The 13,610-nt window shown below is 49.9% G+C and carries 16 protein-coding genes and 1 other RNA gene; 6 read left to right on the forward strand and 11 right to left on the reverse strand.

Annotated features, from left to right (window positions below; translation table 11 throughout):
- Positions 1-90 precede the first annotated feature (90 nt).
- The 6 genes from MPL1_RS01230 to trxA form a co-directional block, all read right to left on the reverse strand.
- On the reverse strand, positions 91-963 hold the full coding sequence (locus MPL1_RS01230) for an EamA family transporter (RefSeq protein WP_009725311.1): 873 nt from the start codon (positions 961-963) through the stop codon (positions 91-93).
- A gap of 5 nt (positions 964-968) precedes the next feature.
- On the reverse strand, positions 969-1,490 hold the full coding sequence (locus MPL1_RS01235) for a DUF411 domain-containing protein (protein WP_009725312.1): 522 nt from the start codon (positions 1,488-1,490) through the stop codon (positions 969-971).
- The gene (locus MPL1_RS01240; protein ID WP_009725313.1) at positions 1,490-1,741 is read right to left on the reverse strand and encodes a hypothetical protein; all 252 of its coding nucleotides are present in this window, start codon (positions 1,739-1,741) and stop codon (positions 1,490-1,492) included. Before MPL1_RS01240 ends, MPL1_RS01235 begins: the two co-directional genes overlap by 1 nt.
- The gene (locus tag MPL1_RS01245) at positions 1,741-2,850 is read right to left on the reverse strand and encodes a TRAP transporter substrate-binding protein (RefSeq protein ID WP_009725314.1); all 1,110 of its coding nucleotides are present in this window, start codon (positions 2,848-2,850) and stop codon (positions 1,741-1,743) included. The genes MPL1_RS01240 and MPL1_RS01245 overlap by 1 nt, the downstream gene beginning before the upstream one ends.
- A gap of 16 nt (positions 2,851-2,866) precedes the next feature.
- Complete coding sequence (gene uvrD / locus MPL1_RS01250) at positions 2,867-5,023, reverse strand: DNA helicase II (protein ID WP_009725315.1); 2,157 nt, start codon at positions 5,021-5,023, stop codon at positions 2,867-2,869.
- Between the two features lie 157 nt (positions 5,024-5,180).
- Complete coding sequence (gene trxA, locus MPL1_RS01255; RefSeq protein ID WP_009725316.1) at positions 5,181-5,507, reverse strand: thioredoxin TrxA; 327 nt, start codon at positions 5,505-5,507, stop codon at positions 5,181-5,183.
- A gap of 102 nt (positions 5,508-5,609) precedes the next feature.
- Here trxA and rhlB point away from each other — a divergent pair, with 102 nt between their 5' ends.
- The 3 genes from rhlB to MPL1_RS01270 are packed head-to-tail and all read left to right on the forward strand — an operon-like array spanning position 5,610 to position 7,927.
- Positions 5,610-6,911, forward strand: a complete 1,302-nt coding sequence (gene rhlB, locus MPL1_RS01260; protein ID WP_009725317.1) for an ATP-dependent RNA helicase RhlB — start codon at positions 5,610-5,612, stop codon at positions 6,909-6,911.
- Positions 6,895-7,233, forward strand: coding sequence for a hypothetical protein (locus MPL1_RS01265; protein WP_009725318.1), 339 nt, complete (start codon positions 6,895-6,897; stop codon positions 7,231-7,233). Before rhlB ends, MPL1_RS01265 begins: the two co-directional genes overlap by 17 nt.
- Positions 7,220-7,927 (forward strand): hypothetical protein, encoded by a 708-nt coding sequence (locus MPL1_RS01270; RefSeq protein WP_009725319.1) that lies wholly within the window; start codon positions 7,220-7,222, stop codon positions 7,925-7,927. The genes MPL1_RS01265 and MPL1_RS01270 overlap by 14 nt, the downstream gene beginning before the upstream one ends.
- 7 nt (positions 7,928-7,934) lie before the next feature.
- On the opposite strand, the gene MPL1_RS01275 is transcribed toward MPL1_RS01270, so the two are convergent.
- Genes MPL1_RS01275 through MPL1_RS01290 form a run of 4 tightly spaced genes read right to left on the reverse strand, consistent with a single transcriptional unit; the run spans position 7,935 to position 12,188 of the window.
- Positions 7,935-9,113 (reverse strand): UbiH/UbiF/VisC/COQ6 family ubiquinone biosynthesis hydroxylase, encoded by a 1,179-nt coding sequence (locus MPL1_RS01275; protein WP_009725320.1) that lies wholly within the window; start codon positions 9,111-9,113, stop codon positions 7,935-7,937.
- Complete coding sequence (gene ubiH / locus MPL1_RS01280; RefSeq protein ID WP_009725321.1) at positions 9,110-10,315, reverse strand: 2-octaprenyl-6-methoxyphenyl hydroxylase; 1,206 nt, start codon at positions 10,313-10,315, stop codon at positions 9,110-9,112. The genes MPL1_RS01275 and ubiH overlap by 4 nt, the downstream gene beginning before the upstream one ends.
- 9 nt (positions 10,316-10,324) lie before the next feature.
- On the reverse strand, positions 10,325-11,632 hold the full coding sequence (pepP, locus tag MPL1_RS01285) for a Xaa-Pro aminopeptidase (RefSeq protein WP_040576751.1): 1,308 nt from the start codon (positions 11,630-11,632) through the stop codon (positions 10,325-10,327).
- 7 nt (positions 11,633-11,639) lie between these two features.
- Positions 11,640-12,188 (reverse strand): UPF0149 family protein, encoded by a 549-nt coding sequence (locus tag MPL1_RS01290; RefSeq protein ID WP_009725323.1) that lies wholly within the window; start codon positions 12,186-12,188, stop codon positions 11,640-11,642.
- A gap of 107 nt (positions 12,189-12,295) precedes the next feature.
- On the opposite strand from MPL1_RS01290, the gene MPL1_RS01295 reads away from it, so the two are divergent.
- The 3 genes from MPL1_RS01295 (at position 12,296) to ssrS (ending at position 13,028) form a co-directional block, all read left to right on the forward strand.
- The gene (locus tag MPL1_RS01295) at positions 12,296-12,505 is read left to right on the forward strand and encodes a TIGR02449 family protein (RefSeq protein WP_009725324.1); all 210 of its coding nucleotides are present in this window, start codon (positions 12,296-12,298) and stop codon (positions 12,503-12,505) included.
- Entirely contained in the window at positions 12,502-12,807 is a 306-nt protein-coding gene (locus tag MPL1_RS01300; protein WP_009725325.1) for a cell division protein ZapA, read from the forward strand. The genes MPL1_RS01295 and MPL1_RS01300 overlap by 4 nt, the downstream gene beginning before the upstream one ends.
- 40 nt (positions 12,808-12,847) lie before the next feature.
- Positions 12,848-13,028: non-coding RNA, 6S RNA (gene ssrS / locus MPL1_RS13355), on the forward strand.
- A 21-nt stretch (positions 13,029-13,049) separates the two neighbouring features.
- Here the strand turns inward: ssrS and MPL1_RS01305 are convergent.
- Positions 13,050-13,529: a BLUF domain-containing protein gene (locus tag MPL1_RS01305; RefSeq protein ID WP_009725326.1), complete on the reverse strand. Its 480-nt coding sequence runs from the start codon at positions 13,527-13,529 to the stop codon at positions 13,050-13,052.
- Between the last annotated feature and the right edge of the window lie 81 nt (positions 13,530-13,610).

Genomic DNA, 13,610 nt, shown 5'->3' on the forward strand with positions numbered 1-13,610 from the left:
GAGGCGGATAATCAGAAAATCATAACAGTGYCAGAGGCAAAAAATCTCTGTTTTTCAACCTGCCCTGACCTTGACCGAACTCAATGAGGCTCAGGCATAAAGTACCAGCAGACTGCCCATCACCATCACCAGACAAGCCATCATTCGGCTGCGAAAATGTGCTTCGCGGAAGATTCTGGCCCCCAGAAATACTTGCAACACCATGCTTAGCTGAAACAGGGCCAGCGCATAGGCTATCAACATTTTTGACAATAACAGCAGCGTGGTGAACTGCATGACCAGAATTAGCATGGCTAATCCAAGCAAAGCATAGCGTTGCTGAGCAAAATGAATAGTGTCATTGCGCCACGAATGGGACGAAAAACACTGATAAACAAGCACTGCCAGGGGCAGACCAAACAGGCACCAGAAAACAGTTGTTGCCAGCGCACCACCGCTGACGACGGCATTTTTCAACGGTAAAGTGCCAATGGAGAACAGTGCAATCGACAGGAAGCGATATTGCACGCCACGGTCACTGAGTAACTGCCAGATCCTGTTGCCCGAGGCTGTGCTGCTGGCGGGCATCAACAAAAAGCTGCCGCCAATGATAATCAGCACACCAATCAGTCCTTGCAGGTTGGGGATTTCATTGAGCAGCAGCATCGCCAGCAGCATTGAAATCACTACTTTATAAGCGTTGAGTGGCCCGAATACTGATAAATCGGTGCGTGATAAGGACATCACCAAAAAAAGTGTGCCTGCCATATCCAGCATGGCAGCCAGGATGATGTTTAGCCAAAACGTGCTATCAAGCGAGGCAATGGGTAGCCACCAGAGCAGTGGCAGGCAGAACAGTGTCAATAAGCCATAACTACTCATGACAATAAACAGCGGGTGCAGTTTATTGTTGGCTAATTGTTTCTGAAATACATTGGCAACCGCAGCGGAACCAATCCGCGCAAGGACCAGCAAAAGCTCCATGCAGATTAATCAGTGTCTGCAAGGGCAGACTGATAGTTCATGGTGAAAGGATTGACGGTGTATACGTTGTAAATACTGCTTTGGTCATGGTGATCTATGGCGATCACCGCAAAATCATCTTTGCGGGCGCCCATTTCCATACCCGGTGTACCAACTGGCATTTCTGGTACTGACAGCGCTTTGATTGAGGTGGGGGCATCGCGAATCAGGCGTTTGATATCGTCCGCAGGCACATGGCCTTCAATCAAATAACCATTCACCACGGCGGTATGACATGAGGCTACATGCAATGGCAGGCCAAGTTCCTGCTTGACTGAGAACATGTCATGTCTGAGTTCATCAATGACGCTGAATTGATGCTGTTCGAGATGGTCGATCCATTTGTGACAGCAAACGCAGTCCGGGCTTCGGTAAACGATAATTTCTGCAGGCTGTTCAAGCTCAATCGTGGCGGATTGCCAGTCGGATGCCAGAAGCTGAACTGGCAGAGCAAATAAAAAAATAACGGTGGTAATCAGCAGTTTCATTAGAGGTATTCAACCATGATGTCTGGGTCATTGCCGTGTTGTTCGACGTAATCAAGTGCGGCCAACATTGCTTTTTCATCGCCGGGTTTTACTGATTCCGGTAATAATTGAACATCGATGCCGTGTGTGGTCAGTTGCGCGATCTCCTCTGGCTGCAACAGTTCAGGATTGAGCCACAGCGCTGCTTGTTGTTCCAACAGCGCTGCCTGGATGGAATCGTAGCCTTCTCGACTGAAAATCAGATAAATCATTATTTCAGGTTCAGGAAAGCACTTTCAGAGATGTTTGACCAATCCTCATCAGCTTCCATAAATGCCTGGTAGGCTTCATAGACTCGCTTGAATCTTGGATTGTTGGCAGCTTCTTCCTGCAGGGCTTCGTCGGTCAGCGTATGCAGTTTTTGCAAGACTTCGTGCGGGAAAGGCAATATTTCAATGTCCTGACGTTTACGTAACTCCGCCAGTGCTGCCATGTTGTGATATTCCATTTCGGCATGGCTGCGGGTGTTTTCGGCCATGGCGGCAGTGCGAACCAGCGCCTGCAAGTCACTTGGCAGGCTGTCCCAGGCGTGTTTGTTGATCATTAATTCCAGCACTGGACCAGGTTCCTGCCAGCCTGGGTAGTAGTAAAACTTGGCTGCCCGGTGCAATCCAAGCCGGACATCGTGATAGGGCGCTATCCATTCGGCAGCATCGATATTGTTGCGTTCCAGCGCCATATAGACTTCACTGCCAGCTAGCAGCACCGGATTTCCGCCTGCTCTGGCAAACACTTTGCCGCCAAGCCCAGGAATACGCATTTTCAGACCTTGCAGGTCGTCAATTGAGTTGATTTTTTTATTGAACCAGCCGCCCATTTGAAAACCGGTGTTACCGATGGGCATTGGCACGATATTGAACGGGGCATAGACTTCCTCCCAAAGCTCCAGTCCACCACCGTGATACAGCCAGGCATTCATGCCTCGCGCGGTCATGCCAAATGGAACGGTTGAGAAAAACTGCGCTTCTGGAACCTTACCGGCCCAGTAATAGGCACTGCTATGACCCATTTCGATGGTGCCTTGTGAGACAGCATCAAAGGTCTGCAAGGCTGGAATGAGTTCACCACCGGCATAGACACGAATATCGAGCCTGCCGTTAGACATCACTCGCAGATTCTCGGCAAAGCGCTCAGCACCTTCCTGCAACACCGGGAATCCGGGCGGCCAGGCGGTGACCATTTTCCAGCGATAAACTTTGCTCATGTCGATATCATCATCAAAAGCACTGGTGCCAGGAGCACCACAGGCGGTCAAGCCGAGCGTCGTGATAACACCGAGAGCCATGATAAAAAAGTATCGTTTAAACAGGGTTTTCAACATTGACAGTATCCTGCAATCACAAAAATTCGAGCTTGGCATAGGCCAGTACCAACCATTTGGTGCCAGCATGTTTGAAATTTACCTGAACGCGAGCATGGCTGCCCGTGCCTTCACTGTCAATAATAACGCCAGGACCAAACTTGGTGTGCATGACCTGCTGTCCCTGACGAATGTCGCTCAGACTACTGTCAGTGTTCGCTTTGGCGGCGAGGCCTGTGTGGCTGGAATGCTGGCGGGCTCTGACTTCGTGGAGTTGTTCAGCCGGTATTTCACTGATGAACCGTGACGGGCGTTGCAGCATTCCCTGTCCATACAGGAAACGGTTTTCAGTATAGAGCAGTGTCAGTCGCTGACGGGCACGGGTCATGCCGACATAGCAAAGGCGGCGCTCTTCGGCCAGTCTTGCCGGATCATCAATGGACTTTTGTCCCGGAAACAAACCTTCTTCCATGCCAGGCATGAATACCAGTGGAAATTCGAGGCCTTTGGCGGAGTGCAAGGTCATCAGCTGTACACAGTCGTCCCATTTATTTCCCTGATTTTCACCTGCTTCCAGCGCTGCATGTGACAGGAAGGCATCCAGTGGTGTCATTGCCTCGGCCTCTTCAGGCGCCGTGAATTCGCGGGTTGCGTTAATAAGCTCATCAAGGTTCTCGATTCGCCCCTGACCTTTTTCTGAACTGTCCTTGCCAAAAAAGCTTCTTAAGCCGGACTCGTCAATCACTAATGCAGTGAGTTCGTGCAAGGTAATCGACGAATCGACAGGTGTCAGTGAGTCCACCAGCGTAAGAAATTGATTCAGTGCATTGGCCGCTCTGGCTGGTAAACGTTTTTCCTGAAGCATTTCTGTGGCTGCTTGCCACAGTGAAAGATTGAGCTCTCGGGCATGTTGCCGACATTGCCCCATGGTGGCCGCGCCAATGCCTCGAGTCGGTGTATTGACGACGCGTTCAAAGGCAGCATCGTCGAGTCGATTGGCAATCAAACGTAAATAGGCCAACACGTCTTTGATTTCGGCGCGTTCAAAAAAACGCAGTCCGCCATAGACCCGATAGGGCATATTGGCCTGCAGCAATGCTTCTTCAATCACCCTTGATTGTGCATTGGAGCGATACAGAACGGCTGTTTCAGAGCGTTGTCCGCCTTGTTGAATCCATTCTGCAATTTGCTGAACAATAAAGGCTGCTTCATCACGTTCGTTGTAGGCGTGATAGAGCTGAACCTGTTCACCATCAGCATCTTCGGTCCAGAGAGCCTTGCCAAGACGTTCGCGATTATTGGCGATGACCGCATTGGCCGCGGCAAGAATATTGCCGGTAGAACGGTAGTTTTGCTCCAGCCGAATGGTGTCTGCGTCAGGGTAGTCCTGATGGAATTTCTGAATATTTTCGATACGGGCACCACGCCAGCCATAAATCGACTGATCGTCATCGCCAACAATAAACAAATGACCGCTGTCGCCCGCCAGTAAGCGCAGCCAGGCATATTGAATCGTGTTGGTATCCTGAAATTCATCGACTAGTATCTGTCGAAATCGTTGCTGATAAATGGCCAGAATATCGGGTCTTTTCAGCCAGAGTTCGTGACAGCGAAGCAGCAGTTCTGCAAAGTCCACCACGCCTGCTCGCTGGCAGCTAGATTCATAAGCCGCGTAGATGGCAAGCATTTTTTGCGAGTAGGGATCATGACCGGCCTGAATATGCTTGGCACGCAGTCCTTCATCCTTTTGTGCATTGATAAACCACTGGGCCTGTTTGGCAGGCCATTGCTGTTCATCAAGATCCATGGCGCGAATCACTCGTTTGAGCATGCGCAGCTGATCATCTGAATCCAGAATCTGAAAGCTCTGAGGTAAATCGACATCTTGCCAGTGGGCACGCAGTAACCGGTGAGCTAGCCCATGAAAGGTGCCAACCCACATGCCGCCGATGGGGTAACCCAGCATGTTTTCAATTCGGCCACGCATCTCAGCGGCAGCTTTATTGGTAAAAGTGACAGCAAGAATGTTGGCAGGCGCAAAGCCTTCAGCTTGAATCAACCAGGCGATTCTATGGACCAAAACACGTGTTTTACCACTACCTGCACCCGCCAGAATACGGGCGTGCCCCGGTGGCGCTGCCACTGCCTGTCGTTGTGGCTTATTCAGATCATCGAGTAGTTCAGAAACATCCATCGGGCAGGTAATTATTCGCGATTGAGAGAAGGCATTGTATCGACAGGATCATGTGCTTGTGTCGGATGTTGGGAACATAGACCCGACCGAGTCAAAAAAATCACAGACCTGGATATAAGGACAGGTCGGCAAACGTGTTGCCGACCTGTGAAGGAGATCAGATGTTGCTGTCCAGAAAGGCAGCAAGTTGGGATTTGGTTAATGCACCGACTTTTGTGGCTTCAACCTCACCATCTTTGAACAGCATCAGCGTTGGAATGCCACGAATGCCATAACGAGGTGGGGTATCAGGGTTCTCGTCGATGTTCAGTTTGCAAACTTTAAGTTTGCCGGCGTATTCAGCACCAATTTCCTCGAGCACCGGGGCGATCATTTTGCACGGGCCGCACCATTCAGCCCAGTAGTCAACCAGCACTGGCAAGTCAGATTGCAATACTTGACTGTCAAAGTCGCCATCAGTCACGTTGGTGACGTTTTCGCTCATTTTTTATCTCCAGTGGTATATAAAGTACGGGGCCGTTATACTCACGGCGACCCATAGTGGCTATCATTTTTTCCTATCAGTAACGGTAATGCAAGTATTTCTATGACAACACACCTGACCGGACAGAGATTTTCTGAGCTGCCACTTCATTCTGATTTGCAGCAAGATCTGGCGCATGCCGGCTTTGAGTTTTGTACACCCATCCAAGCTCAAACGCTTCCTTTGTTGTTGGCGGGGCGTGATGTTGCAGGTCAGGCCCAGACCGGAACCGGAAAAACCATTGCATTTCTGCTGGCGACATTTCAACGACTTTTAGAAGATAGCGCTGAACCGCAAAAACAACCCAGAGCCTTGATATTGGCCCCAACGCGTGAATTGGCCATCCAGATTGCCAAAGATGCTGAAATCCTCAACTCAAGTGCCGGGTTGCGGATTGCGCTGGCGCACGGCGGTAAGGATTATCAGCGTCAGCGAGACCAGATTACTCAGGGATGCGATATTTTGATCGGCACTCCAGGACGGTTGCTGGACTATCACCGGCAACATGTTTTCAGCCTTAAGCAGATTCAGGCGATTGTGTTGGATGAAGCGGATCGAATGTTTGATCTGGGCTTTATCAAGGACATTCGATATTTTCTGCGTCGTATTCCCAACCCCAGCCAGCGACTCGGCATGCTGTTTTCAGCAACACTCAGCTATCGGGTGACCGAGCTGGCCTATGAGCATATGAACAACCCAGAAAAAATTCGGGTTGAGCCGGAAAAAATGCTCGGAGATCGCATCGAAGAATGGGTCTATTACCCGGCCAATGAAGAAAAAATTCCTCTGCTGCTGGCGCTAACCAAGCGTATTCAGCCGCTGCGCTCGATTGTGTTTGTAAACACCAAGCATATTGCCGAAAAGGTCTGGGGCTATCTTGAAGGTAATGGCTACAAGGCTGCTTTGTTGTCTGGCGATGTGCCACAGAAAAAACGTGAACGGTTGTTGCAGCACTTTCAGGATGGGGATTTTCCCTTCCTGGTTGCTACTGATGTGGCGGCAAGGGGCTTGCATATTCCCGAGGTGAGTCATGTATTCAACTACGATTTACCTCAGGATCCAGAGGATTATGTGCATCGAACCGGGCGAACGGCGCGTGCTGGTGCCAGTGGTGTTGCTATCAGCTTTGCCTGCGAAGAATACGTATTTTCACTTCCCGATATCGAGAGTTACATCAAACACAAACTTCCGGTAGCCGCCAGTAGTGATGAACAGCTTGAAACTCCTTTGCCTGCGGTAAAGCCAGAGAAGCACCGGCCACCAAGAAATGGCCGCGACACGCAGGCAAACAGTAAGAAACGTCGACCTCGCAGAAGTCGAACGTCAGAAGAAAAAGCCAATCTGACGGATGCAGATCAACAATAATCCAGTATTTCTGCCTGCGACAGTTGCCGGGGTCAATGATAAACAGACGGCAGCCAAGCTTCCTGTTGTGTATCAGCCGGAAGTAGTCTCAAAAACACCTTTAGCTACCGAGACCCGAAGCACCACGTCGGTGGTCAATGCCATCACCGATGAATCATCTGCCCGTGAAGTAAGATTTGTTCGGGCTTTTGCCACACTGTCAGCACAGCAATCCGCCAGCACAGATAATCCTTTGCCGTCGGCGGTTAAACAATATGTTCAAGTGGCGAGCATGCCATTGGAGAGTAATAATTCAGGGAGGATTGTCGATGAGTCGGTGTAGTCTGCTGCTGATTTTTTTATTGATACTACCGGGCTGTGCTACACAAGGCGGTCATGGTGGCAGCGGCGCTCAGCAGAGCTCATCGGGTTTGTCCCGGTTTGCCAAAAGTGATATCGATGAAGTGATAGAAATTCATCAACAAAGGTTGATGAGTGATCTGAAACTGATGATGTACAAGCTGTATTTGCGCAACCCGTCTGAGCGTCACGATCGAGATATTCGTGATACGCGCGAGAGCGTCGACAGAATTTTTGCCAAACGCTTTGATCATGTTTTTCCCGGGTTGGAAATGGCTGATCCGACTGATTTGATTCGGTTATCACTGGAGCCGAGTTATGAAGGTGATCGTGTGCTGGCTTTCACCATCGGTTTGCGACGGATGCTGATGGCGTCTTATGACAATCGAACCGAGTTCTATTATCTGACTCAGGCCGATGAGCAAAAACTCTACAATAGCGCCCGTAATATCGAAATTGCAGCCTGGTTGCTGGCCGAGCGACGTGATGCCGATGGTCGTTTGTTGTTATTGAGTGACAGCTTGGAGGATGAACAGCGTAACTTGAGTTATCAACGCCTGTTCGGGCAGATGATTGCGACTCAGGATAATCTTGCCGAGATTATCTCACACAAGACCGGACGCTTGATTAAAACGATGGTGGTCAAAACAGCAACGGTAATGTTTTTACCGATATAAGCCGCGATCAGCTGCCGAATATTCTGTGACCGGCAGCATGCTGTATCAGCAGGTTTTTCAATGTCTGCTGTTTATGTAATTGAGACATGCCAAAGCTGCGCAACTTGGAGAATCCCGGTAGCTGGCAGCCAAACAGTCGATGAAAGCCATCCATGCTTAACTGCATCAGCAGGTTATCAGCCCGGCGACGTCTTTGATATTTGCCAAGCGTGTGCAGACTGCCTATCTGGCGCCCGGATTGAGCTGCCTGATTGACAACCTCCGCCAGCGCTTGTGCATCCAGCAAACCAATATTCACGCCTTGTCCTGCCAGTGGATGTATGGTGTGAGCGGCATCACCGACCAGAGCCAAACCCGGCTGCACATAGCGTTCACTGTGGCGAAGTTTCAGAGGAAAAGCCGCGCGCGCACTGATGACACTGACTTTGCCGAGCTGACTATCGAGATTTTTTTCCAGCAGGGCAGAAAACTCGGATTCGGAGAGTTCGAGCATTTGTTCGGCTTGCGCGGTGGGTAAGCTCCAGACAATGGAACATTGGTGTGGATCTCTCAGCGGCAAAAAAGCCAGCGGGCCACTCGGCATAAATTTCTGCCGGGCTGTCATTTGATGCGACTGTGCTGTCTGTACCGAACAGACTAATCCTGATTGCTGGTAATCCCAGCCATGACTTTGAATACCTGCCCAATCGCGAATCTGAGACTGTGCTCCATCGGCGGCAACAAACAGTTTAGCGGTGAGCTTCAGCTCATCCTGTAAGGTCAACACATTGTCTTCAAATGTGCTCGGAACAGCAGGGCAGTAGACCGTAATATCAGGATGTTGCTGGCAAAGCTGCATGGCCGAGTTTTGGATAGTATCGTTTTCGACAATGTGACCCAACCAGGCCAAACCTGAGTCGGCAGCTTCGAATTCCAGCAAGCTGTCCGTTTTTTCCCAGATAGACATGCGCTGATAAGGGCCGATTTTCTGCGGATCCAGTTGTTGCCAGACGCCAATGGATTCGAGGATTTGCTGGCTATGCAGATTGATGGCACTGACGCGAGGCGGGCCGTTTGATGCCATAGCCGGGTGTGGGGCTTTTTCGACAACAGCTATTTTCAATGTGTTGTGTTTGGCCAGTAAGAGAGCCAGCGAAGCACCTACCATGCCGCCACCAACAATGACGATATCGAATTGCTCTGTCACAGTGGCAATCCTCTGCTGAGCTTGGCTTGACGGCCAGCTAATCCCATACTGGTATTGGCCAGACAATGTTTTAACGGCGGCAGCATATTAAGCAGGCTTAGCGCCGAAGCTCGCCCGTGGCCGAGTATTGGATTGTGATTGCTGAAAATTTTCACCAGTCGGTCGGTATTGTTGATGACCTTGTCCTGATCTGGCTGTCGTTGTTGTTGATAGTCATGTAGCAGGCGTGCATCTCCACAATCACCGGTCTGCTCGGCGAGCATTTCGGCCAGTACGGCGACATCTCGTAGACCCAGATTAAATCCCTGTCCGGCAACCGGGTGAACACTGTGTGCAGCATTGCCAATCAGCACTGTTCTGGGTTGCACGGGTGCATCAACGCGCATCAGACTCAGTGGATAATGCTGCCGCTCGCCGATTTGCAGAAATTTACCCAGTCGATAGCCAAAACGTTGCTGCAGGCTTTGCAGGAACTGTTCATCATCCATGGCCGTAATGGAATCAACGTCAGCATCTTTGACAGTCCACACCAGACTCATTCGTTGTTGAGTCATGGGCAGTAATGCGATTGGGCCGGTGTCGGTAAAGCGTTCAAAAGCTCGGTGATTGTGGGGCCTCTCACAGACAATATTGCCGGTAATAGCCGTTTGTCCGTAACGGGTCTGTTGTGTTCCCAGATCAAGCAATTGCCTGATGTGTGAGAACTGGCCATCCGCAGCAACCACTAGTTTTGCACTAAGCTGACGTTGATCATCAAGTGTGATGTTTACTTGACGGAGGTTTGTTTCAAGTGCGATGACGCTGTTAGGACAAAACAGACTCAGTGATGTGCTTGCCAGCAGATGCTTGTTAAGCACCTGCCCCATGGCCTTGGCTGTGATGACTTGACCCAGCGCCGGCACAGCTAGCTCTGCAGCCGATAGTCGGGTAACTCCAAAATGGCCTTTGTCTGAAATATGGATATTGAGGATCTCGCAGGCATGTTGCGCAAGGTCTGGCCAGAGCTGCAATGTTTGCAATATGCGTTGAGATCCATAAGCCAGCGCGATGCCGCGATCATCAAAGCCGGGCTGTCCATCCGTTTCCAGTGCGCCTGACTCAACAAGCGCCACCCGTAACGAAGTCTGCTGCAGTGCCAGCGCAAGTGTTGCTCCGACGAATCCGCCGCCAACGATGACAACATCAAACTCTGTAGTTTTCATTGTTTTGTCTCAGGCACAGGCCATGACGGCTTCAATCTCATCAATTTCTTTGGGCGCACCTGAGGTTAGCACTTCATGCCCCTCTTTGGTGACCAGCACGTCGTCTTCAATGCGAATACCCGTGAAGTGCCATTTGCTGTCGATATGTTCTGGATTTCGAATATATAGACCTGGCTCAATAGTGAGCACCATGCCGGGTTCCAGCAGTCGCCATTCACCGCCGACCTTATAGTCACCCACATCGTGTACATCCATGCCAAGCCAGTGGCCGGTTCGGTGCATGTAAAACTCACGGTAAGCCTCTTCTTCGACAAGCTGTGCATGATTGCCTTTGAGCAGTCCAAGATCGATAAGTCCCTGGGTGAGAATATCGACCGCCACTTCGTGAGGCTGATTCCAGTGATTGCCAGGTTTCACTGCAGCAATGGCTGCTTTTTGAGCTTCCAGAACAACCGTGTATAGATCACGCTGTGGTTTGGTGAATTTACCATTAACCGGAAAAGTCCTGGTGATGTCTGCGGCATAGCACTGGTATTCTGCGCCAGCGTCGATCAGCAGTAAGTCATTGTTTTTGAGTTTTTTGTTGTTTTCGATGTAGTGCAGGATGCAGCCATTTTCACCACCACCCACAATTGATGGATAGGCAGGGGAGCGACAACCGTGACGCATGAATTCATGGATGAGTTCAGCCTCTACTTCATATTCCCAGCGGCCAGGTCGAGTGAATTGCATTGCCCGGATATGTGCTGCCACGGAAGCATCGGCTGCCTGTCTCATGGCTTTTATTTCCTGACTGCTTTTGAACAGTCTCAATTCATTGAGGCAGTGTTCCAGCTCGATGATTTCTGTTGGAGAATGCTTGCCACTGCGTGAAGCCTGACGCAGATGATTCAGCCAATTGACCATACGCTGGTCAAAAGACGGCTGATTGCCCATGGTGTAATAGACTTTTTCCTTGTTCTCCATCAGCCCAGGTAAAATATCGTCAAGATCGGTGATGGGGTATGAATCATCCGCAGCAAAATTGTGGACGGCACCTTCCTGGCCAGCGCGATAGCCGTCCCAGATTTCCTTGCTCAAGTCCCGTTCGCGGCAAAACAGCAGAAACTCACCATGCGCTCTTCCGGGAATCAGTACAATCACCGATTCTGGTTCATCAAAGCCGCTTAGATAGAAAAAATTACTGTCACTGCGATAAGGATAATCCACATCTCGATTGCGGGGAGCAACCGGTGAGTTGGGCAGAATGGCAATAGAATCTGGCCCCATGATTTCCATAAGGCGTGCTCTGCGTCGACGATATTCCGGTTTAGTCATTTAGGGCCTAGTGTTCAGTGATGCTTTGTGTCGGATCTTCAGGTTGAAGTTCGCTGTATAGGACAAATAATCCCATGCGCAAATATTCGGTCAGTTCCTCAAAGTTGGCTTCATCTTCATCAGCGTTGCTCAAATCGACATCGGCGATTTGGCTGATTTTGATGACATCAACGATATATTCCTGACTATCTGCGGACAGATCAGTTTCATCGGTCAGACCGGATGCGCCCAGACCATAAATCAATCCCTGACACCAGTCGGCCATGGCAATCAGTCTGGAAGCCAGTGGAAAACTGTCTTCCGGGAAAGCCAGTTTGAAATCGTATTCCGGGCTGTTAAGTGCCTGAATTGTCTGATCAAAAAGTTGCGTCAGGGCATTGATCTCGTCTTCTCCAGGATGAAAATCCTCGAATAACTGGCGAAACCAGTCGGTACGATTTGCCTTGGCATTCATGCAAAGCAATCCACACAGTGCGCCTTGCAATTCTGCCTGGGTAGATGGGCCATCACCTGCCATGTTCTCGGGAGACAGTGAGGGAAAATACAGTTCGGACATTAATCTGGCACCTGAAATAAAAAAACATATTATGACAGTTGTTGACCCGCTCTACGGGCCCCGTCTATAGTTAGGCATTATTTTCGCACAGCTTTGAACGCATATTAATGGATAAAAACGCGATCCAACAATTGGAACAGCAAGTAGATGAACTGTTGCGAGCAAGCCGTCGGCTGCGCGAGGAAAACATGCTACTGAGATCGCAACAGGCCGCGTGGCTGAGCGAGAGAGCCCAGTTGCTGGAAAAAACGGATACGGCGCGTCGGCGTATTGAAAAAATGGTCAGTCGCCTCAAAGAGCTGGATAACGAATTATGAGTGTGCCGGTTGTAGTCAGTATCCTTGGCAAGGAGTATCAGGTTGCCTGTCCTGAGGAAGAACGAGAAGCTCTGATCGCCTCAGCTCGAATGGTTCATCAGAACATGGAAAAAATCCGAGCTACGGGTAAAGTGGTTGGTCTGGATCGCGTTGCGGTGATGGCGGCGCTGAATTTGGCGCATGAACTGCTCACATTGCAGCAGGACGAAGGTCAGGATATCGAAAAAATAAACAACAAGATCTTGCAACTCAAGGAACGGGTCAGTGCTTTTCTTGATGAAGATCGACAGTTGGAGCTCTAAAAACCGTTACAAGTACCGCTTGTGATCAGGTATCATATAACTAACCCTGCGGTGCTCGACAGCGTACATCGTGTGTCTTGAGCCGATAAGCAAATGCTAAGGAGATCAGCACTGAGTCGGGAGTGCAAGCCCGCTTGACGGGAAGCCCAAAGATTCACCATGGTTTCCACTTGAACCTGATGGTTCAAGAACCCCGTTCGCATCGACACTGTGGGGCCTTTATTCAATTTGGCTGGTTTCAGTCAGACTCTCAGCATGACATCACGAAGCTGATTGTAATCATGGACCACCGCCACACTTCGCACAAAAGCCTCAAAAAAAGCCCGCGCACGGCGGCATAGCCGATCAATATCGCTGGATGTCATTTCATTGCCGAACAGTTGATGCGCATTACTGATCTCAGCAATTTGTTGTTCGCTCAGATGCTGAAAGCCCATTTCCCAATGCGGAAACATTCTTGAATCGATAGGTTCCGCGCACAATTCAATGAGATTGTTGTGTCTAGAATCAATCTTGACAGTGTTGTAGATGTACTCGACGCTTATCTTTTTACCTTCAAGCAACTGAATAAAACGGCCATTGTGATGGAGCAGATAGCCGGTGATATTGAAATGAGCATTTTTGAAGCGGCATTTGTCCAGCAATCTGTCCAAATCCTCAATACTCATATTTGGACTTGCTGAGCTGATGTACATGATTTTGTATAACTGTTGCTGGTCCATGGAGTCCCTCACTACTGAAATCGAGAAACGTGGACAAGCCACACTGACGAACTGTATCAGCTGAGCCAGTGTAGTGTATCC

Origin of the sequence: Methylophaga lonarensis MPL (assembly GCF_000349205.1) — a bacterium.
Classification (GTDB): domain Bacteria; phylum Pseudomonadota; class Gammaproteobacteria; order Nitrosococcales; family Methylophagaceae; genus Methylophaga; species Methylophaga lonarensis.

Excerpts from the sequence above, each read along its gene's own strand:
- MPL1_RS01235 (WP_009725312.1), bottom strand. The coding sequence starts at position 1,490 with ATGAAACTGCTGATTACCACCGTTATTTTTTTATTTGCTCTGCCAGTT.
- MPL1_RS01300 (WP_009725325.1), top strand. The coding sequence starts at position 12,502 with ATGAGTGTGCCGGTTGTAGTCAGTATCCTTGGCAAGGAGTATCAGGTT.
- MPL1_RS01290 (WP_009725323.1), bottom strand. The coding sequence starts at position 12,188 with ATGTCCGAACTGTATTTTCCCTCACTGTCTCCCGAGAACATGGCAGGT.
- MPL1_RS01305 (WP_009725326.1), bottom strand. The coding sequence starts at position 13,529 with ATGGACCAGCAACAGTTATACAAAATCATGTACATCAGCTCAGCAAGT.
- trxA (WP_009725316.1), bottom strand. The coding sequence starts at position 5,507 with ATGAGCGAAAACGTCACCAACGTGACTGATGGCGACTTTGACAGTCAA.
- ubiH (WP_009725321.1), bottom strand. The coding sequence starts at position 10,315 with ATGAAAACTACAGAGTTTGATGTTGTCATCGTTGGCGGCGGATTCGTC.
- pepP (WP_040576751.1), bottom strand. The coding sequence starts at position 11,632 with ATGACTAAACCGGAATATCGTCGACGCAGAGCACGCCTTATGGAAATC.
- MPL1_RS01230 (WP_009725311.1), bottom strand. The coding sequence starts at position 963 with ATGGAGCTTTTGCTGGTCCTTGCGCGGATTGGTTCCGCTGCGGTTGCC.
- MPL1_RS01295 (WP_009725324.1), top strand. The coding sequence starts at position 12,296 with ATGGATAAAAACGCGATCCAACAATTGGAACAGCAAGTAGATGAACTG.
- MPL1_RS01240 (WP_009725313.1), bottom strand. The coding sequence starts at position 1,741 with ATGATTTATCTGATTTTCAGTCGAGAAGGCTACGATTCCATCCAGGCA.
- MPL1_RS01270 (WP_009725319.1), top strand. The coding sequence starts at position 7,220 with ATGAGTCGGTGTAGTCTGCTGCTGATTTTTTTATTGATACTACCGGGC.
- MPL1_RS01265 (WP_009725318.1), top strand. The coding sequence starts at position 6,895 with ATGCAGATCAACAATAATCCAGTATTTCTGCCTGCGACAGTTGCCGGG.
- MPL1_RS01245 (WP_009725314.1), bottom strand. The coding sequence starts at position 2,850 with ATGTTGAAAACCCTGTTTAAACGATACTTTTTTATCATGGCTCTCGGT.
- uvrD (WP_009725315.1), bottom strand. The coding sequence starts at position 5,023 with ATGGATGTTTCTGAACTACTCGATGATCTGAATAAGCCACAACGACAG.
- rhlB (WP_009725317.1), top strand. The coding sequence starts at position 5,610 with ATGACAACACACCTGACCGGACAGAGATTTTCTGAGCTGCCACTTCAT.